Source organism: Pseudomonas sp. 37 R 15, from assembly GCF_900004865.1.
GTDB classification, from domain to species: domain Bacteria; phylum Pseudomonadota; class Gammaproteobacteria; order Pseudomonadales; family Pseudomonadaceae; genus Aquipseudomonas; species Aquipseudomonas fluorescens_AM.
Genome location: NZ_CVTV01000057.1, coordinates 1 through 19,298, shown reverse-complemented (window position 1 = coordinate 19,298; position 19,298 = coordinate 1). Strand labels below are relative to the sequence as shown.

Below are 19,298 nucleotides of genomic sequence, written 5' to 3'. Positions count from 1 at the left end.
CACCGCCTGCTTTGGGAGGGGAGGTCAGAACTTGAAGCGACCCACCAAGCCTTTGAGCTGGCCGGAAATATCGGTCAACCGACCCGACCCGGTCTGCGCCGTATGCGCAAATCCTTCCACCAGCTGTGCATCGGCATGAATCTGCGCGATGTGTCGGTTGATCTCCTCGGCCACTTGGTGCTGCTCTTCGGCGGCCGTGGCGATCTGGGTGTTCTGGTCGCGGATCGAGTCCACCGAGCCACGGATTTTGTCGAAGCTGTCGCGGGCCTGCTGGATGCGCTCCACGCTGGTGTGCGACACCAGCAAACTGCCTTGCATCTGTTGGGTGACTTCCTGGGTGCGACGGGCAAGATTGCCCAGCAGGCTGTCGATCTCGCCGGTGGAGTCGGCAGTGCGTCGGGCGAGGGCGCGGACCTCGTCGGCCACCACCGCGAAACCGCGGCCCTGGTCGCCGGCGCGGGCGGCTTCGATCGCGGCGTTGAGCGCCAGCAGGTTGGTCTGTTCGGCAATCGAACGGATGGTGTCGAGAATGGTGTTGATGTTCTGGCTGTCCTGCTCCAGCAACTGCATGGTCTGGGTCGACTTCTGCAGATCTTCGCTGAGCTTGAGCACGCTGCCGGTGGCTTCGCCGATGTGCTGCTGGCCGTTGTGCACGTCGCGATAGCCTTCGTCGGCGCTCACCGCCGCGGCGCTGCATGAGCGGGCCACTTCATTGGCGGTAGCCACCATTTCGTTGAAGGCGGTGCTCACCAGTTCCACGGCTTCGCGCTGGCGACCGGCGGCCTGGTTCATGTTATTGGCCACTTCGCTGGTGTCGGCGGCGGCGGTCTGCAAGTCGGAGGATGCGTTGCCGATGCGCTGCACCAGTTGGGCGATCATGCTCAGGAACTGGTTGAACCAGCCGGCCAGACTGGCGGTTTCGTCCTTGCCTTGCACCTTGAGCTGGCGCGTGAGGTCGCCTTCACCTTCGGCGATCTCTTGCAGGCCATCGGCCACGCCGCGAATCGGGCGCACGATCATGCTGGCGAAACTCGCGCCGACGATGGCGAACACTACGGCCAATACGGCGGCGATGGCCGCGATCAACCAGGTCAGGCGGGTGGCGCCGGCCATCACTTCATCGCGCTTGATCAGCCCGATAAAGCGCCAGCCCAGGTCTTTGGAGCTGACCATGTTGGCCATGTAGGCCACGCCGTCGATGTCGACCTGGGTCACACCGTCGCCGCCCTTGGCCAGTTCGGCGTAGTTGGGGCCCAGGTCGGCCAGGGGCTTGAAGTTGTGCTTGGCATCGCTGGGGTCCACCAGCACGTTGCCGTTGCCTTCCACCAGCATCAGGTAGCCGCTGTCGCCAAGCTTGATGGTGCGCACCAGTTCAGTGAGTTGCTTGAGCGATACGTCCAGACCGACCACGCCGAGAATGTCGCCGGCGGCATCGGCGACGGTACGCACGGTACCGATCAGCACCACGTCGTCCGGGGCCCAGTAGTAGGCACCGGTGCGCACGGTCTTGCCCGGCGCAGCGACGGCGGCCTGGTACCAGGGGCGCACGCGTGGGTCGTAGTTGTTCAGCTTGGTGTCGTCCGGCCAACTGGCGTAGCCACCGTCGCGCAGGCCCAGGGACAGGTAGGCGGTGCTGGGGTGGCTTTTGGCGAACTGGTCGAATATCGCCAGCAGTTCGGTATTGGTCGGTGTGAGGGGGATTTGCGCGGCGTCCGCGCCGGCGTAGCTTTTCAGGTCCTTGGCCGCGACAACGCGCGGGTCTTTGGCCACGTACTCCACGTTCTGGCTGATGCCGTCGAAAAACTGCTTCATGCCATTGTCGATCTGGCGGATCTCGCGACCGCTGCTGTCGAGAAAGTTGGCGAGGGCGCCTTCGCGCACGTTCAGCACCACGATAACGGCGACCAGGATGACCGGCACGCACGCGATGGCCGCAAACGCCCATGTCAGCTTCTGCTTGATATTCATGACTTCACCCGCGGGTATTTATAGTTTTGGCAAGGGGGAAACGGTCGTGCTAAGCGTCGCATGCGTTGTTATGGGGGCGAGGCCATGCGTACCCTCGGTTTATCGACCGAGGGCGCCGGCACTTGAGGGGGAAGGGCGGGGACTCAGCCGATTTGATCACCGGCCAGGGCGTCGCGGCGCATGGATTGCAGGTTCTTCTCGATGGTTTCGCAGATCGCTTCCATTTGGATCTGATGTTCGCTGGAGCGAAACGGGCTTTGCAGGTCGGTGCCGATACGTTCGATCGCCAGCAGCATGAAGCCCACCACCGTAGAGGCCAGCGGGGTGAACCAGCCGAGGGATTCCACCAGGCCCACGGGGACGATCAGGCAAAACAGCGAGATGAACAGCCGTGGGAAATACACGTAAGGGTAGGGCAGCGGCGTGTTGGCGATGCGCTCCATGCCGCCCTGGGCATTGGACAGGTCCACCAGGGTCGACTCCAGTCGCGCAAGGCGGATGCTGTCCAGGTGACCGGCCTTGTATTCGCGCGCCAGCAAGGCGGCCGAGCCGGTGAGAATATCGTTGGCAAAGTTGTTGGTGGCGCCATTGCGCGCGAATTCCTCGTCAGGGATGAACGCGCGCACTTCCTCCGGGCAGGGCTCGCCCTTGAGGTGCGCGGCCAGGCAATTCACATAGGCCACATGACGGCGCAGCAGGGTGGATTTGATCGGGTTCACTTCGCTGTCGGGATCGTCCAGCAGGGTCAGCACCTGGCGCGCGAAGCTGCGCGAGTTGTTGACCATCGCGCCCCATAAGGTGCGCGCTTCCCACCAGCGGTTGTAGGCACTGCTGTTACGAAAGCTGATCAGCACCACCAGTGCCGAACCCAGCAAGGTCAGGGGCATCAGCGGCAGGTTGATCTTGGTGTTGAGGAACAGCATGAAATCCACCGTGACGGCGATATCCCACAACAACAGCCAGAACAGGGCCCAGCCCACATAGCCCATGGTCTTGATGATCAGGCGGTATTTCTTGAGAAGGGCAGCTTTCAAACGAGAACCTCGCGGCGTGCAGTTGGCGACAGTGCCAGGTTACGACGCCGATGGCGGATGAAGGTTCGCCCGGCGAGACCCGGTTGGATGTTTTAGTCACGGCAAGGCCCTGTGTCGGCAGGAATGTAACAGGAAGCATCTTCGAACTGCCGAGGCCTGAGGCCACCCGGGAAACTGGAACAACTTTGGTATTGATGACGTCTTGCGCAGCAATCGCTGTACATTGCGTTCGAGGCAAAAAGCCATTAACCGCAGGGTTTACCACGTGATTTGTTTTGGGGCCGGGCTGCAGGGATTTCGTAGCTGAGATCAGGAATCAAGTTGGATGATCAGGGCTCTTTCATGCATGTCAGTTCGTTGAAGTCGGCTATGTGTAATACCGCGCAAGCGCTCGAACGTCATAAGGATTTTGAATCGTGCTTGAGAGCGCATTACCACGTGCTGCTCGTGCCCTATTCCAGACGACCGTTTTTCTACAAGAGTGCACTTAAATACAGTCGTTTGATGGTGTCGTTTGCGTTATTGAGTGAGTACTTCGCCACACCGTTACCGTTGTTGTCCGAAGTTAAAACCCTGTGCGTAACGCGCAGGTATTGTTCGAAAAACAGCCTGGAGTCAATGTTTCTGTTACTACGCGCGCTGGGCTTCATGGAGGTGGCGCCGCACCCGGAAGACAGTCGTTTTCGGGTGTATGCGCCCTCGGACGAGGCCTGCCGCGAAGCACGCTTGATGTTGACCTCGCTCACTGAGTCGTTGGCGCGGCTGTACCCTGACCGGGCGATCTTCCGGCAAATGCGCGAGTTGGATGATCGCGGCTTCCTGGCCCTCTACTTCAGGGGCTTTGCCATTATTCTCGACGCCGACCTTACGGTCGATGTATTGCTGCCCGAGTGTTACTGGCTGGTGAAAAGAGACGCCGGACACCTGTTGATGCTGGCCATTTATAACGATGCCTTTGCGCCGGAAAATGATCGGGCAACGTTCAGGTCATCGTCCTATCTGGCATTGGCCAAGCAACTTTCGGTGTCCAAGACCCACATTATCCGAATGGTTCAAGAGGGCGTGGAAAAGGGCTATTTCAAAGCGCACTCCAAGACCCGCCTGGAAGTGCTGCCACCCTTCGTCAGCCTGGTAAAGCGGTTCATGGCCTTTTCATTTGCGGTAGGCCTGCATGCTATTGAAATGGGAGCGTAAGGATGCCGGCTCACTTGAAGTTAAGACCCAGGATGCGCAGGTTGCTGTCGCCTGCGGTCACGCAAGCCGAATGGATAGGCATCATTGCCTGGACCGGTATCGGTTGGATCCAGGCCACGCTGTTCGATCTCTGTATGTTGAGTGTCACCCTTGGCCTGTTGCTTGTCTGCCGTGTTCATTCGCTGACCACGAACTTTCTGCTGTGGCGATTGCTGGGGGTGATCTATATCGTGCTGTTGTCCGTGGGTTTTGCCTATGTGATTCACTTGAATCCGCAACTGCGTATCTATGGCTTGCCCTTGGCGGTCACCCTGGTGGTCGGCAGCGCCATCCTGTTTATCAGCGTTCAGGACTATCTGGTCGGCGCGCTGTCGGTGTGGCTCATCCTGTGGTCGCCCATGCAGGCCGAGCTGTATGCCGCAACCCAGGGTTATCTGTTGATATTTTGCGCCTCGTCGGTGTCGATCGGTTTTATCCTCAGTTACTCGTACTTGAAGAACCTGCGTTCGGTGTTGCTGGTGGAAAGTGAGTTTCGCGCCTTGGCCGAGACCGATTACCTGACGTCTATCCTCAACCGGCGAGCGTTCATGCAGAGCTTCGAAAAGTTGCTCGACAGTGGCCACGGTGGCTACTTCATCATGCTCGACATCGACAGTTTCAAGGCCATGAACGACCTGTATGGCCACGACGTCGGGGACAAGATTCTGCGCGCCATGGCGCTCTGCCTGAAAAACGCCAAAGGCAGCTACAGCTTTGGCAGGATCGGCGGGGAAGAGTTCGGGGTGCTGTTGCAAGGCGATGACCCGGCGCTTGCCTGCGAGTTTGTGCTGGATTTGCTGCAGGCGATCCGTTGCAGCGTCGCGGCCCCGCACAACTATACGTGCAGTGCCGGCATGGCGCGCTTTGCGTCAGGTGACGAACTGTCGATGGTACTCAAGATCGCCGACAAGAACCTGTATGGCGCCAAGCGCAATGGCAAGGACTGTGTGCATCTGGATGGCGCACCGCTGCGCCCCGTCGCGGCCTGAAGCGCGGGTCGAGTCGGTCAGCGCTGGGCCAGCACACTGGCCAGCAACCCGGGGAAGCGCTCCTCGAGCTCTTCACGCCGCAATGAGTTCATGTGGGTGGTGCCCACATTGCGCGTGTTCACCAGGCCGGCGTCGCGCAATACCCTGAAGTGATGGGACATGCTGGATTTGGGTCGCCCACCGTCCAGTTCGCCACAGGTGGCTTCGGGCACGCCGGCCAGGCAGCGCACGATGTCCAGGCGCACGGGGTCGCTGAGAGCGTAGAGCAGACGCTCCAGCGTGAGTTCTTGCGGGGTAGGGTGTTTGAAGGCGCGCATGGGGCGAATCATAACAGGGGGGTAGCACTGAATACCATAGTTCGATTACCATCGAACTATCGAATCACTCACCTTTCCCTCGGAGTATCTGATGTCTGCTTTATTCGAACCGTTCAAACTCAAAGACGTTACCCTGCGCAATCGCATTGCCATTCCACCGATGTGCCAATACATGGCCAACGACGGCATGGTCAATGATTGGCACCACGTGCACCTGGCCGGCATGGCCCGCGGCGGTGCCGGCCTGCTGGTGGTCGAGGCCACTGCCGTCGCGCCGGAGGGGCGTATCACCCCAGGCTGCGCCGGTATCTGGAGCGATGCCCATGCCGAGGCCTTCGTGCCGATGGTCAAGGCCATCAAGGCCGCAGGTTCCGTACCGGGCATCCAGATTGCCCACGCCGGTCGCAAAGCCAGCGCCAATCGTCCATGGGAAGGTGACGACCACATCCCTGCCTCGGATGCCCGTAGCTGGGAAACCATCGCCCCGTCGGCGATCGCGTTCGGCGCGAACCTGCCCAACGTGCCGCGTGCCATGACCCTGGACGATATCGCCCGCGTCCAGCAGGATTTCGTCGACGCCGCCCGTCGCGCCCGTGATGCCGGTTTTGAGTGGATCGAACTGCACTTCGCCCATGGTTACCTGGGCCAGAGCTTTTTCTCCGAACACTCCAACCAGCGTACCGACGCCTACGGTGGCAGCTTCGACAACCGCAGCCGCTTCCTCCTGGAAACCCTGGCCGCCGTGCGTGAAGTCTGGCCAGAAAACCTGCCGCTTACCGCACGCTTCGGTGTGATCGAATACGACGGTCGCGATGAGCAGACCCTGACCGAGTCCATCGAACTGGCTCGCCGCTTCAAGGCCGGTGGTCTGGACCTGCTGAGCGTCAGCGTCGGGTTCACTATTCCCGACACCAACATCCCGTGGGGGCCGGCCTTCATGGGCCCGATCGCCGAGCGTGTGCGCCGCGAAGCGGGCATTCCGGTGACGTCGGCATGGGGCTTTGGTACGCCGCAACTGGCCGAAGGCGCGCTGCAGGCCGGGCATCTTGACCTGGTGTCGGTGGGCCGTGCACACCTGGCGGATCCGCATTGGGCCTACTTTGCGGCCAAGGAGCTGGGCGTGGACAAATCGTCCTGGACCCTGCCGGCGCCTTACGCGCATTGGTTGGAACGCTATCGTTGAGCTAGCGGGTTGTAGGGTAGCCGCTTTCCTGTGGGAGGGGGCTTGCGCCCGATAGCAGTGGGTCAGTCTCGATAGTTTCGACTGATACACCGCTATCGGGGGCAAGCCCCCTCCCACATTTTGTTTTTCATGCCTCAGATAATTCCAAGCCACTCCATACAACGTTGATACACGAAAAACAACAAATGAGAACCGATATCAAACGAGAATTGTTTGATATATGATGCGCGGCGAATTCTTGGCAGGTTTGCCGCCCCATCTGGCTCATTCACTAGGTTCAACATCCATGCGTCGTACCCTGATTTCCATCTGTGTGCTTCAGGCGTTTTCGCCCTTTACCTGGGCAGAGGACGCCCCTGCTGACAAAGCCGGCATTGAGCTGCAAGCGACCAATGTGACCGCCACGGCGGATTTCGAGTCGGCCCAGGGACCGGTGCAGGGCTACCACGCCACACGATCAGCCAGTGCGACGCGCACCGACACTTCGATTCATGAAACTCCGCAGTCCATCAGCGTGGTGTCCAAGGATGTGGTTGAAGACATCGGCGCAACGCGCCTGCAGGATGCCCTCGACTATGCCGGCGGCGTGGGCCGCGCCAACAATTTCGGTGGCCAGGGCCTGACCACCTTCACCGTGCGTGGCTTCACCACCGGTGAGTTTTACCGCAACGGCTTCCCGATCAATCGGGGTTACCCGAACATGCCGGATGCCAATACCATCGAGCGCCTGGAGGTATTGCGCGGCCCCGCGACCATGCTCTACGGCCGTGGCGACCCGGGTGGCACGTTCAACGTGGTGTCCAAGCAGCCGCTGGCCGAACGCAGCGTCACCCTGGGCAGCCAAGTCAATGACCAGGGCATGCAGCGCGGCACCCTGGACGCCTCCGGCCCGCTGGACGAAGAAGGCCGCCTGGCCTATCGCCTGAACGTGGTGGGCGAGGGCGGCGACACCTTTCGCGATCACGTCGAGACCGAGCGTTACGGCGTGGCGCCGGTTATCACCTGGCAGGCCAGCGATGACACCAAGGTGATCTTCGAAGGCGACTTCATGCGCAACAATCATCCGCTGGACCGTGGCCTGACGCGCTTGCCCAACCAGCGCGGCACGCCCTCGCGCGACACGTTCTGGGGCGACAAGGACGCCGGCAAGCTGCACAACGACAACAACATGGCGCAATTGCGTTTCGAACATGCGCTCAACGACAACTGGACCCTCGGCGGCGGCTTCCAGTGGCTGGACGGCAGTTTGAAAGGCAACGCCATCGAGGCCAACGGGCCGGGCAGCCTGGACGCCGACGGCCGCACCCTGCAACGCAACTTCAACTACCGCAAGCTGGAGTGGACCGACAAGGACTACCAGCTCAACCTGACCGGGCATTTTTCCACTGGCGGGTTCGACCACACCTTGCTCACAGGCGTGGAGTACGAGGACTACGATTACAAGTCGATCATCCAGCGTTCCAGCGCCGCTGCGGGGACTTACCCAATCGACATCTTCAACCCGGTGTACGGCCAGCCTCGTCCGGCGCTGACCCGCACGCCCACCCACGACAAAGAAAACCTCAAGACCTACGCCGCGTTTGTGCAGGATCAGGTCGCCTTGACCGAACGCTTGAAAGTGCTCGCGGGTGCGCGCTTCGAACGTTTTGAACACGCTTACGACACCTTCGTGCCGGGCAGTAAAAACTGGCAGGCCGCCGACAATGCCGTCACCCCGCGAGTGGGGGTGATCTACGACCTTACCGACACCGTCGCGGTGTATGCCGACGCCGCACGTTCGTTCAAGCCCAACACCGGCGCCAGCCGTGAGGGCGGTGGTTTCGCACCGGAGAAGGGCAAGTCCTACGAGATGGGTATCAAGTGGGAAGCGCTTGACCGCCAACTGAGCGTCGACGCGGCGATCTACCAGATCGACAAGAAAAACGTGCTGACCACCGACCCGGTGGACAACACCTTCAGCGTCGCTGCCGGCCAGGTGCGCAGCCGCGGGTTCGACCTGAACGTGGCGGGCAACCTCACACCCGAGTGGCGCATGATCGGCGGTTACGCCTACGTGGATGCCGAAGTCACCCGCGACAACACATTGCGCTCCGGCACGCGCTTGATGAACATCCCGCGCAACAGCTTCAGCCTGCTCAACGTCTACGAGTTCCAGGACGGCGCTCTGAAAGGGCTGGGCCTTGGCGCCGGCGGCAAATACGTCGACCAGCGCGCCGGCCAGACCGCCAACACGGCCTTCTCGATGGACGCGTACACCGTGGTCGATCTGCTCGGTTACTACAAAATCAACGAACAGGTACGCGTCAATCTGGACGTGAAAAACCTGTTCAACCGTGAGTATGAAGAGGGCGCCTTCGGCAATATCTACGCCTACCCAGGCGCACCGCGCACGGTGCAGGTCGGAATCGCCTACACCCTCTGAGGTTGTACACAGTTCCAGATGTGGGAGGGGGCTTGCCCCCGATGGCGGTGTATCAGTCAAAAATATTGAGACTGATCCACTGCCATCGGGGGTAAGCCCCCTCCCACATTTGATCCCATTTATACCCTGGGCGCGCTACAACGGCGTCAACACATTCATCACCGTATCCAGCGCCACCCGCGTGTCATCCAACTGCACCAGCGAGGCATGCCGCGCGCCCAGTGCATCGCGGTTCTGGATCGCGGTCAGAATCGCCTTGTGCCGGGGCAGGCTCAGGCCCTGGATGTCCGGGCGGCGGTTGGTGATGTTGATCGATTCGCGCAAGGGCAGCGAGAGCATGTTGCACATGTAGGCGAGCAGGTCGTTGCGCGTGGCGTCGGCAATCGCGCGGTGAAAATCCAGGTCGGCCTGCAACAGCTCGTCGTGGGTCTTGGCGGTTTCCATGCCCTGGTAGGCGTGTTCGATGGTGGCGATGTCTTCATCGGTGGCGGTGGTCGCGGCCATGGCGGCGATTTCCGGTTCGAGAATGCGCCGCACCCCAGCCAGGGTGTTGAAGAATTCACTGTGGGGCGTGGACTGCATCAACCAGGACAGCACGTCCGGGTCGAGCAGGTGCCATTTCAAGCGCGGCCGCACCACGGCGCCCACCCGGGGCTTGGAATACACCAGGCCCTTGGCGCTGAGCACCCGGGTCGCCTCGCGGAGCACCGAACGGCTGACCTTGTATTCCTCGCACAGCGTGGCTTCCATGGGCAGTCTTTCTTCGGGCTTGAAGCGACCGGAAACGATGTGCATGCCCAAGTCCTGAACGATCTGGGCATGCATGCTCTTGCGCGGCTTGGGCGGCTGGTGATCCATAACGACGGGCAGGCTCTGGCTTAGATTCGCCGCATCATAGCATCCCAATTAGTGGGAATGCCGTGGGACTTCGGCGCCACGGCAGCCCACCAGGAAGTCAAAGTCGCAGCCCTGGTCGGCCTGCAGCACATGGTCGATGTACAGCTGGCGATAGCCGCCGACGATGAGTTTTTCGGTGGGCGCCAGGTCGGCCATGCGCGCCGCCAGCTCTGCGTCGGGGATGTCCAGGTGCAAGCGGCCATTGGCGCAGTCCAGTTCGATCCAGTCGCCTTCCTTCACCGCGGCCAAGGGCCCGCCGGCCGCGGCTTCCGGCGCCACGTGCAGCACCACCGTGCCGTAAGCGGTGCCACTCATGCGCGCATCGGAAATGCGCACCATATCCGTCACGCCCTGGGCCAGCAGCTTGGCCGGCAGGCCCATATTGCCGACCTCGGCCATGCCTGGGTAACCCTTGGGCCCGCAGTTTTTCATGACCAGGATCGAGTTGGCGTCCACGTCCAGCGCCGGGTCGTTGATGCGGGCCTTGTACATGTCGAAGTTTTCGAACACCACCGCGCGGCCCCGGTGCTGCATCAGCTCGGCGCTGGCGGCCGACGGCTTGAGCACCGCACCCAGTGGCGCCAGGTTGCCGCGCAGCACGCAGATGCCGCCGTCGGCGCGGATCGGGTTATCGAGGGTGCGGATCACCTGGTCCTGGCCGTAGATCGGTGAGTCCTTGGTATTCTCGCCCAGCGACTTGCCGTTCACGGTCAGGGCGTTCGGGTGCGGGATCAGGTCGGCTTCGCCCAGGCGTCGCAACACGGCGGGCAGGCCACCGGCGTAGTAGAACTCCTCCATCAAAAAGCGCCCCGACGGCTGCAAATCGACGATGGTCGGCATGCCACGTCCGATGCGGGTCCAGTCATCCAGGTCGAGCTCGACGCCGATGCGCCCGGCGATGGCTTTCAGGTGAATCACCGCGTTGGTCGAACCGCCGATGGCCGCGTTCACGCGGATCGCGTTTTCGAAGGCTTCCTTGGTGAGGATTTTCGACAGCTTCAAGTCTTCACGCACCATCTCCACCGCGCGCATGCCCGACATGTGCGCCAGTACGTAACGCCGCGCATCCACCGCCGGGATCGCTGCGTTGTGCGGCAGGGAAGTGCCCAGCGCCTCGGCCATGCAGGCCATGGTCGACGCGGTGCCCATGGTGTTGCAGGTACCCGCCGAGCGCGACATGCCGCCTTCGGCCGCAAGGAAATCATCCAGGGTGATGGTGCCGGCCTTGACCTGTTCGCTGAGCTGCCACACCACCGTGCCCGAGCCGATGTCCTGGCCCTTGTGCTTGCCGTTGAGCATCGGCCCGCCGGTGACAACGATGGCCGGCACATCGCAACTGGCGGCGCCCATCAGCAGCGCCGGGGTGGTTTTGTCGCAGCCGGTCAGCAACACCACGCCATCGATCGGGTTGCCGCGAATCGCCTCTTCCACATCCATGCTCGCCAGGTTGCGCGTGAGCATGGCGGTAGGGCGCAGGTTGGATTCGCCGTTGGAGAACACCGGAAATTCCACCGGGAAGCCACCGGCTTCGATCACGCCGCGTTTGACGTGCTCGGCGATCTGGCGGAAATGCGCGTTGCACGGGGTCAGCTCCGACCAGGTGTTGCAGATGCCGATGATCGGCTTGCCATGGAACTGATGGTCGGCAATGCCCTGGTTCTTCATCCAGCTGCGGTACATGAAGCCGTTCTTGTCGGCAGTACCGAACCACTGGGCGGAGCGTAGGCCGGGCTTTTTATCAGACATGATCGATTCTCTTATTGTATGACTATATGTTCTAACCGTAGCTAAACATAAGCGCAAAAACCAAGCTTTGGAAGAGTTGTTTTGTAAATAGTCCTACTATATAGTCTTTCTCAACTGAGGTATGACCCTGGCGGATTTTCGCGAGAGGCGTCCCCCGAGCTTCTATAAAAACAACAATCGGAGATCGACCCCATGAGCCAGGAACTGCGGCTTATTCGGCGCATCACGCTGAAACTGATTCCCTTCCTGATCCTGCTGTACCTGATTGCCTATGTGGACCGCTCCGCCGTGGGCTTCGCCAAGCTGCACATGGGCGCCGACGTCGGCATCGGCGATGCGGCCTATGGCCTGGGCGCGGGGTTGTTCTTCATTGGCTACTTCCTGTTCGAGATTCCCAGCAACCTGATGCTCGACCGCTTCGGCGCGCGGCGCTGGTTTGCGCGCATCATGATCACCTGGGGCACCATCACCATCGGCATGGCCTTTGTGCAGGGGCCGCACAGCTTCTATGTGATGCGCTTTCTGCTTGGCGCGGCCGAGGCGGGGTTCTTTCCCGGCGTTTTGTACTACATCACCCAATGGTTCCCGGTGCGCCATCGCGGCAAGATCCTCGGGCTGTTCATTCTCTCCCAACCCATCGCGATGATGATCACCGGCCCGGTGTCGGGTGGCCTGCTGGGCATGGATGGGATTCTCGGCCTGCACGGCTGGCAGTGGCTGTTTATCGTGATCGGCACCCCGGCGATCCTGCTGACCTGGCCGGTGCTGCGCTACCTGCCGGACGGTCCCAAACAGGTCAAGTGGATGAGCGAGGAAGAAAAGGCCTGGCTCACGGGTGAGTTGAACAAAGACCTGCAAGCCTACGGCCAGACCCGCCATGGCAACCCGCTGCATGCGTTGAAAGACAAGCGCGTGTTGCTGCTGGCGCTGTTCTACCTGCCGGTGACCCTGAGCATCTACGGCCTGGGCCTGTGGCTGCCGACCTTGATCAAGCAGTTTGGCGGCAGTGACCTCACTACCGGCTTCATCTCGGCCGTGCCCTACCTCTTCGGCATCATCGGTTTGCTGATCATTCCGCGCAGTTCCGACCGCCTGAACGACCGTTATGGCCATCTCGCCGTGCTCTATGTGCTGGGCGCCATCGGCCTGTTCTCAAGCGCCTGGCTGAGCGCGCCAGTGCTGCAAATGGCCGCGCTGTGCCTGGCCGCATTCGCCATGTTTTCCTGCACGGCGGTGTTCTGGACCTTGCCGGGGCGGTTCTTTGCCGGCGCCAGTGCGGCGGCGGGTATTGCGTTGATCAACTCGGTGGGCAACCTCGGCGGCTATATCGGCCCGTTCGTGATCGGTGCGCTCAAGGAATACACCGGCAACCTGGCCTCGGGCCTGTATTTCCTGTCTGCGGTGATGGTGTTCGGGCTGGTCTTGACCGGCGTGGTCTACCGCGTGCTGGAGCGCAAGCATGTGCTGCCCGTCGACCAATTCGCCGCCAGCGCCCGTGGCGCCACACGACCTTAATCTGGGAGAAAATTCATGCGTTTAGTTCAGTTCGAGTCAAGCAACGGCGAACGCCGCGTCGGCGTCGTCGCGGGCAGTCAACTGCGTGAGGTGCGCACGGCGCGCAGCGTGCGCGAACTGGCCCTGGCCGCCATCGAAGCGGGCGTGAGCCTGGAACAACAGGTGCACGGCCTCGGTCTGGGCGACAGCCACGACTATGCGAGCCTGCTGGCCGACCTGAAGGTCCTGCCGCCGCTGGATCATCCGGACCCCGCGCACATGCTGATCAGCGGCACCGGCCTGACCCACCTGGGCAGCGCCTCGGCACGCGACAAGATGCACCAGGCGGGCGACGAGACCGCCTTGACCGACACCATGCGCATCTTCAAATGGGGCGTGGAGGGCGGCAAGCCGGCGGCCGGCCAGGCGGGCGTGCAACCGGAGTGGTTCTACAAGGGCGACGGCAGCACCGTCGTGCGCCCGGGCGCTGCCTTCCCGGTGCCGCCGTTTGCCGAAGATGCCGGTGAAGAGCCGGAAATCGGTGGCCTCTACGTGATCGGCCCGGACAGCAAGCCCTATCGTGTGGGCTTTGCGGTGGGTAACGAGTTCTCCGACCACATCATGGAGCGCAAGAACTACCTGTACCTGGCCCATTCCAAACTGCGCAGTTGCAGCTATGGCCCGGAAGTGCGCGTGGGCGAGTTGCCCCAGCACCTGGCGGGTACCAGCCGTATCCTGCGCAACGGCGAGGAAATCTGGCGGAACGAATTCCTCAGCGGCGAGGCCAATATGTGCCACAGCCTGGAAAACCTCGAGTACCACCACTTCAAATACCGTCAGTTCCTCAAGCCCGGCGATGTGCATATTCACTTCTTCGGCACCGCCACGCTGTCATTTGCCGACGGTATACGTACCCAGGCCGGCGATGTGTTCGAGATCAGCCAGGCCGAGTTCGGCGCGCCGCTGGTCAACCGTGTCGGCAGCAGCGATGCGGCATTCGAACCCGGCAACGTCATCACCCTTTAAAGGAGAGCCCCATGACCCAGTTCCTCGGCCACAACTATATCGGCGGCCAGCGCAGCGCCAACGGCAGCGTCAAGCTGCAAAGCGTCGACGCGACCACCGGCCAGGCCTTGCCTCAGGATTTCTATCAGGCCACCCCGGAAGAAGTCGACGCCGCCGCCAAGGCGGCCGCGCAGGCATATCCCGCCTACCGCGCATTGAGTGCGGCACGGCGCGCGCAGTTTCTGGATGCGATCGCCGACGAACTGGATGCCCTGAGCGATAACTTCGTCGAGTTGGTGTGCCGCGAAACCGCCTTGCCGGCTGCGCGTATCAAGGGCGAGCGTGGGCGTACCAGCGGCCAGATGCGCCTGTTCGCAAGCGTGCTGCGACGCGGTGATTTCTACGGTGCACGCATCGACAAGGCACTGCCGGATCGCCAGCCGCTGCCACGCCCGGACCTGCGTCAATACCGCATCGGCCTCGGCCCGGTGGCCGTGTTTGGCGCAAGCAACTTCCCGCTGGCTTTTTCCACGGCGGGTGGCGATACCGCGGCGGCGTTGGCGGCAGGTTGCCCGGTGGTCTTCAAGGCGCACAGCGGTCACATGGCCACGGCCGAACAGGTCGCCAACGCGATCATCCGCGCAGCAGAAGCCACCGAGATGCCAGCCGGTGTATTCAACATGATCTTTGGCGGCGGCGTCGGCGAAGCGCTGGTCAAGCATCCGGCGATCCAGGCAGTGGGCTTTACCGGTTCGCTCAAGGGCGGTCGTGCCCTGTGCGACATGGCGGCAGCACGCCCGCAACCGATCCCGGTGTTTGCCGAGATGTCGAGCATCAACCCGGTGATCGTATTGCCCCAGGCCCTCAAGGCACGGGCTGAAAGCGTGGCCCGCGACCTGACCGCTTCGGTGGTGCAAGGCTGCGGCCAGTTCTGCACCAACCCAGGCCTGGTGATCGGCATCGCGTCGCCCGAATTCACGGCATTTACTCAACAAGTGGCGCAACTGATCGCCGATCAACCGGCGCAGACCATGCTCAACGCCGGTACCCTGGGCAGCTACGGCAAGGGCCTGGAAAAACTCCGGTCCCACGCCGGGATCGAGCACCTGGCAGGCAACGCGCAATCGGGCAACCAGGCGCAGCCGCAACTGTTCAAAGCCGATGCACGCCTGTTGATCGACGGCGACGAAGTGCTGCAGGAAGAAGTCTTCGGCCCCACCACGGTGTTTGTCGAAGTCGCCGACCAGGCCCAGCTCAGCGCCGCCTTGCACGGCCTGCACGGGCAGTTGACGGCTACGATCATTGGCGAGCCGGCCGATCTGCAACAGTTCGCCGAGCTGACGCCGCTGCTGGAGCAGAAAGTCGGGCGCATCCTGCTCAACGGTTACCCCACCGGCGTGGAAGTCTGCGATTCGATGGTGCACGGCGGGCCATACCCGGCCACCTCCGATGCCCGTGGCACCTCGGTCGGCACCTTGGCCATCGATCGTTTCCTGCGCCCGGTGTGTTTCCAGAACTACCCTGACAGCCTGCTGCCCGACGCGCTGAAGAACGCCAACCCGCTGCGTATCCAGCGGCTGGTGGATGGCGCGCCGTCTCGCGAATCGCTGTAAGTCACCCGGAGGCTTCATGACGTTGAGCGCAGTCACCTCACACCGTGCCCGGTTGGGCGAAGGGCCGTTCTGGGATGGGCGGTCCCAGGCCCTTTATTGGGTGGATATCGCCGCCCGGCAGGCGCTGCGCCTGATGGGCGGGCAGTTGCGGGTCTGGCAATTGCCCGAGCACGTCTCGGCGTTCATTCCCTGTGAAAGCGGCGATGCACTGGTGACCCTGAGCAGCGGTGTGTACCGGCTGGACTTGAGCACCGAAGCCTTGACCCTGCTGTGCGTCGCCGACCCGCAAGCGGGCAACCGTGGCAATGAAGCGCGCTGTGATGCCCAGGGCCGACTGTGGCTGGGCACCATGCAAAACAATATCGGCGAGCAGGGTGAAGACCTGCCCGTCACGCGACGCTCCGGCGGCCTGTTTCGCATCGATGCCGATGCGCAGGTCACGCCGTTGCTCAGCGGGCTGGGCATTCCCAATACCTTGCTGTGGAACGAGGAGGGTAGCCAGGTGCACTTTGGCGACAGCCTGGATGGCACGCTCTATCAGCATTCGATCCACGCCGATGGCCAGCTTGCACCGGCACAGGTGTGGTTCGGTCCGCACGAGCGCGGCGGGCCGGACGGCTCGGCCATGGACGCGCAAGGCTATATCTGGAATGCGCGCTGGGACGGCAGTTGCCTGCTGCGCCTTGCGCCCGACGGTCAGGTGGACCGCATCATCGAACTGCCGGTCAGCCGTCCGACCAGTTGTGTGTTCGGTGGCCCCAACCTCACCACCCTGTATATCACCAGCGCCGCCAGCCCCCTGGCTCACCCCCTGGACGGTGCGGTGCTGGCCATAGAAGTTGATGTCCCTGGCAAACCTTGCCATCGCTTTGCCGGATAAACCCTGTAGGAGCGGGCTTGCCCGCGAAAAAACGTCAACGACAACGCGTTCATCCTGGATGAACGCGGGGCTCTCAGGTTTTTCGCGAGCAAGCTCGCTCCTACAAAAAAAACACAAAACAACAACAAGGAGTCACCCGTATGAATCGTCGTCCTGGTTTGCGTTCCCTGTGCTGCGCCGCTGTGGCGGTCTCGGCCATGAGCTTGAGCGGGCTGTTGCTGGCCGCTGAAGAAGTGAAGATCGGCTTCCTGGTCAAGCAGGCCGAAGAACCCTGGTTCCAGACCGAATGGGCCTTCGCCGAAAAAGCCGGCAAGGAGCACGGTTTCACCGTGATCAAGATCGCCGTGCCGGATGGCGAGAAAACCCTGTCGGCCATCGACAGCCTGGCCGCCAACGGCGCCAAGGGCTTTGTGATCTGCCCGCCGGATGTGTCCCTGGGCCCGGCCATCGTCGCCAAGGCCAAGGTCAACGGCCTCAAAGTGATGGCCGTGGACGACCGCTTCGTCGACGCCAAGGGCAACTTCATGGAAGACGTGCCGTACCTGGGCATGGCCGCGTTTGAAGTGGGCCAGAAGCAGGGCGCCGCCATGGCCGCCGAAGCGAAAAAACGCGGGTGGGACTGGAAGGACACCTACGCGGTGATCAACACCTTCAACGAACTCGACACCGGCAAGAAACGCACCGACGGTTCGATCAAATCCCTGGAAGAAGCCGGCATTCCCAAGGACCACATCCTCACCGCCGCGCTTAAAACCCTCGACGTGCCCGGCAGCATGGACGCCACCAACTCGGCCCTGGTCAAGCTGCCCAGCGGCGCGAAAAACCTGATCATCGGCGGCATGAACGACAACACCGTGCTCGGCGGCGTACGTGCTACCGAAAGCGCCGGCTTCAAGGCCGCCAACGTGATCGGCATCGGCATCAATGGCACCGACGCCATCGGCGAATTGAAGAAAGCCGACAGCGGCTTCTTCGGCTCGATGCTGCCAAGCCCGCATATCGAGGGCTACAACACCGCGCTGGCAATGTACGAGTGGGTCACCACCGGCAAGGAACCGGCCAAATACACCGCCATGGACGAAGTGACCTTGATCACCCGCGCCAACTTCCAGGAAGAACTGACCAAGATCGGGCTGTGGAAATGACCGCTGCGGCCCTGCGTTTTGACGGTATCGGCAAAACCTTCCCTGGGGTCAAGGCGCTCGATGGCATCAGCTTCACCGCCCACCCGGGGCAAGTGCACGCCCTGATGGGCGAGAACGGTGCGGGTAAATCGACGCTGCTGAAGATCCTCGGCGGCGCCTATATTCCCAGCAGCGGCACGGTGCAGATCGGCGAGCAGACCATGGCCTTCAAGAACGCCGCCGACAGCATTGCCAGCGGTGTGGCGGTGATCCATCAGGAGCTGCACCTGGTGCCGGAAATGACCGTCGCCGAAAACCTGTTCCTCGGGCATCTGCCGTCGCGCTTTGGCGTGGTCAACCGCGGCGTGCTGCGCCAGCAGGCGCTGGCGTGCCTCAAGGGCCTGGCCGATGAAATCGATCCCGAGGAAAAGCTCGGGCGCCTGTCCCTGGGTCAGCGCCAATTGGTGGAAATCGCCAAGGCGCTGTCCCGTGGCGCCCATGTGATTGCCTTCGATGAACCGACCAGCAGCCTCTCGGCGCGGGAGATCGACCGCTTGATGGCGATCATCACGCGCCTGCGCGATGAGGGCAAAGTGGTGCTCTACGTCTCGCATCGCATGGAAGAAGTGTTCCGTATCTGCAATGCGGTGACGGTGTTCAAGGACGGCCGCTTCGTGCGCACCTTCGAGGACATGAGCGCGCTGAGCCACGATCAGTTGGTGACCTGCATGGTCGGGCGCGATATCCAGGACATCTACGACTATCGCCCGCGCGAGCATGGCGACGTCGCCCTGAAGGTTGACGGCCTGCTCGGCCCCGGCCTGCGCGAACCGATCAGTTTCAACGTGCGCAAAGGCGAAATTCTCGGCCTGTTCGGCTTGGTGGGGGCAGGGCGCACGGAACTGTTCCGTCTGCTCAGCGGCCTGGAACGCGCCAGTGCCGGCAGCCTGGAGTTGTGCGGTGAGCCGCTGCAATTACGCTCACCGCGCGATGCCATCGCGGCCGGCGTGCTGCTGTGTCCGGAAGACCGCAAGAAGGAGGGCATCATCCCGCTGTCCAGCGTCGCCGAAAACATCAACATCAGTGCCCGTGGCGCGCATTCGGCGTTCGGCTGGCTGTTGCGCGATGGCTGGGAAAAGGGCAACGCCGACGGGCAAATCAAGGCCATGAAGGTCAAGACCCCGAACGTGGCGCAGAAGATCATGTACCTGTCCGGCGGCAACCAACAGAAGGCCATTCTCGGCCGCTGGTTGTCGATGCCGATGAAAGTGCTGCTGCTGGACGAGCCCACGCGCGGCATCGACATCGGCGCCAAGGCCGAGATCTACCAGATCATCCACAACCTCGCGGCGCAGGGCATTGCCGTGATCGTGGTGTCCAGCGACCTGATGGA

14 protein-coding genes and 2 pseudogenes are annotated in these 19,298 nt (G+C 62.2%); 10 read left to right on the top strand and 6 right to left on the bottom strand.

Going from position 1 to position 19,298, the window contains the following annotated elements; all coding sequences use genetic code 11:
* Positions 1-24: 24 nt before the first annotated feature.
* The 3 genes and pseudogenes from BFQ04_RS30520 to BFQ04_RS22775 form a co-directional block, all read right to left on the bottom strand.
* Positions 25-561, bottom strand: a pseudogene (locus BFQ04_RS30520) (methyl-accepting chemotaxis protein); the annotation flags it as partial.
* A gap of 327 nt (positions 562-888) precedes the next feature.
* Positions 889-1,968, bottom strand: a pseudogene (locus BFQ04_RS30515) (cache domain-containing protein); the annotation flags it as partial.
* A 143-nt stretch (positions 1,969-2,111) separates the two neighbouring features.
* Positions 2,112-3,002, bottom strand: coding sequence for a bestrophin family protein (locus BFQ04_RS22775; protein ID WP_065952747.1), 891 nt, complete (start codon positions 3,000-3,002; stop codon positions 2,112-2,114).
* Between the two features lie 342 nt (positions 3,003-3,344).
* On the opposite strand from BFQ04_RS22775, the gene BFQ04_RS22770 reads away from it, so the two are divergent.
* Positions 3,345-4,196, top strand: a complete 852-nt coding sequence (locus tag BFQ04_RS22770) for a hypothetical protein (protein ID WP_175413314.1) — start codon at positions 3,345-3,347, stop codon at positions 4,194-4,196.
* Between the two features lie 2 nt (positions 4,197-4,198).
* Positions 4,199-5,224: a GGDEF domain-containing protein gene (locus BFQ04_RS22765; protein WP_065952745.1), complete on the top strand. Its 1,026-nt coding sequence runs from the start codon at positions 4,199-4,201 to the stop codon at positions 5,222-5,224.
* 17 nt (positions 5,225-5,241) lie between these two features.
* Here the strand turns inward: BFQ04_RS22765 and BFQ04_RS22760 are convergent, their stop codons facing one another.
* Positions 5,242-5,541, bottom strand: coding sequence for an ArsR/SmtB family transcription factor (locus BFQ04_RS22760; protein ID WP_065952744.1), 300 nt, complete (start codon positions 5,539-5,541; stop codon positions 5,242-5,244).
* 91 nt (positions 5,542-5,632) lie between these two features.
* Between BFQ04_RS22760 and BFQ04_RS22755 the strand changes: the two genes are divergently transcribed.
* Together BFQ04_RS22755 and BFQ04_RS22750 are read left to right on the top strand one after the other, a co-directional pair.
* A complete protein-coding gene (locus tag BFQ04_RS22755; protein WP_065952743.1) occupies positions 5,633-6,724 on the top strand; it encodes an NADH:flavin oxidoreductase/NADH oxidase in 1,092 nt (363 codons plus the stop codon).
* Positions 6,725-7,010: 286 nt separating this feature from the next.
* On the top strand, positions 7,011-9,146 hold the full coding sequence (locus BFQ04_RS22750) for a TonB-dependent siderophore receptor (RefSeq protein ID WP_065952742.1): 2,136 nt from the start codon (positions 7,011-7,013) through the stop codon (positions 9,144-9,146).
* 135 nt (positions 9,147-9,281) lie between these two features.
* On the opposite strand, the gene BFQ04_RS22745 is transcribed toward BFQ04_RS22750, so the two are convergent.
* Both BFQ04_RS22745 and BFQ04_RS22740 read right to left on the bottom strand, forming a co-directional pair.
* Positions 9,282-10,004, bottom strand: coding sequence for a FadR/GntR family transcriptional regulator (locus BFQ04_RS22745; RefSeq protein ID WP_065952741.1), 723 nt, complete (start codon positions 10,002-10,004; stop codon positions 9,282-9,284).
* A gap of 48 nt (positions 10,005-10,052) precedes the next feature.
* Positions 10,053-11,789, bottom strand: coding sequence for an IlvD/Edd family dehydratase (locus BFQ04_RS22740; protein WP_065952740.1), 1,737 nt, complete (start codon positions 11,787-11,789; stop codon positions 10,053-10,055).
* Between the two features lie 192 nt (positions 11,790-11,981).
* Here BFQ04_RS22740 and BFQ04_RS22735 point away from each other — a divergent pair, with 192 nt between their 5' ends.
* The 6 genes from BFQ04_RS22735 to araG all read left to right on the top strand — a co-directional run.
* On the top strand, positions 11,982-13,304 hold the full coding sequence (locus BFQ04_RS22735) for an MFS transporter (protein ID WP_065952739.1): 1,323 nt from the start codon (positions 11,982-11,984) through the stop codon (positions 13,302-13,304).
* Positions 13,305-13,319: 15 nt separating this feature from the next.
* A complete protein-coding gene (araD1, locus tag BFQ04_RS22730) occupies positions 13,320-14,309 on the top strand; it encodes an AraD1 family protein (RefSeq protein WP_065952738.1) in 990 nt (329 codons plus the stop codon).
* An 11-nt stretch (positions 14,310-14,320) separates the two neighbouring features.
* Positions 14,321-15,901, top strand: a complete 1,581-nt coding sequence (locus BFQ04_RS22725) for an aldehyde dehydrogenase (NADP(+)) (RefSeq protein WP_065952737.1) — start codon at positions 14,321-14,323, stop codon at positions 15,899-15,901.
* A gap of 16 nt (positions 15,902-15,917) precedes the next feature.
* Positions 15,918-16,781: an SMP-30/gluconolactonase/LRE family protein gene (locus BFQ04_RS22720; protein ID WP_065952736.1), complete on the top strand. Its 864-nt coding sequence runs from the start codon at positions 15,918-15,920 to the stop codon at positions 16,779-16,781.
* 140 nt (positions 16,782-16,921) lie between these two features.
* Entirely contained in the window at positions 16,922-17,926 is a 1,005-nt protein-coding gene (locus BFQ04_RS22715) for a substrate-binding domain-containing protein (protein ID WP_065952735.1), read from the top strand.
* Positions 17,923-19,298 (top strand): L-arabinose ABC transporter ATP-binding protein AraG (gene araG, locus BFQ04_RS22710; protein WP_065951036.1); only part of this gene is annotated, 1,376 nt, incomplete at its 3' end. The genes BFQ04_RS22715 and araG, both read left to right, overlap by 4 nt.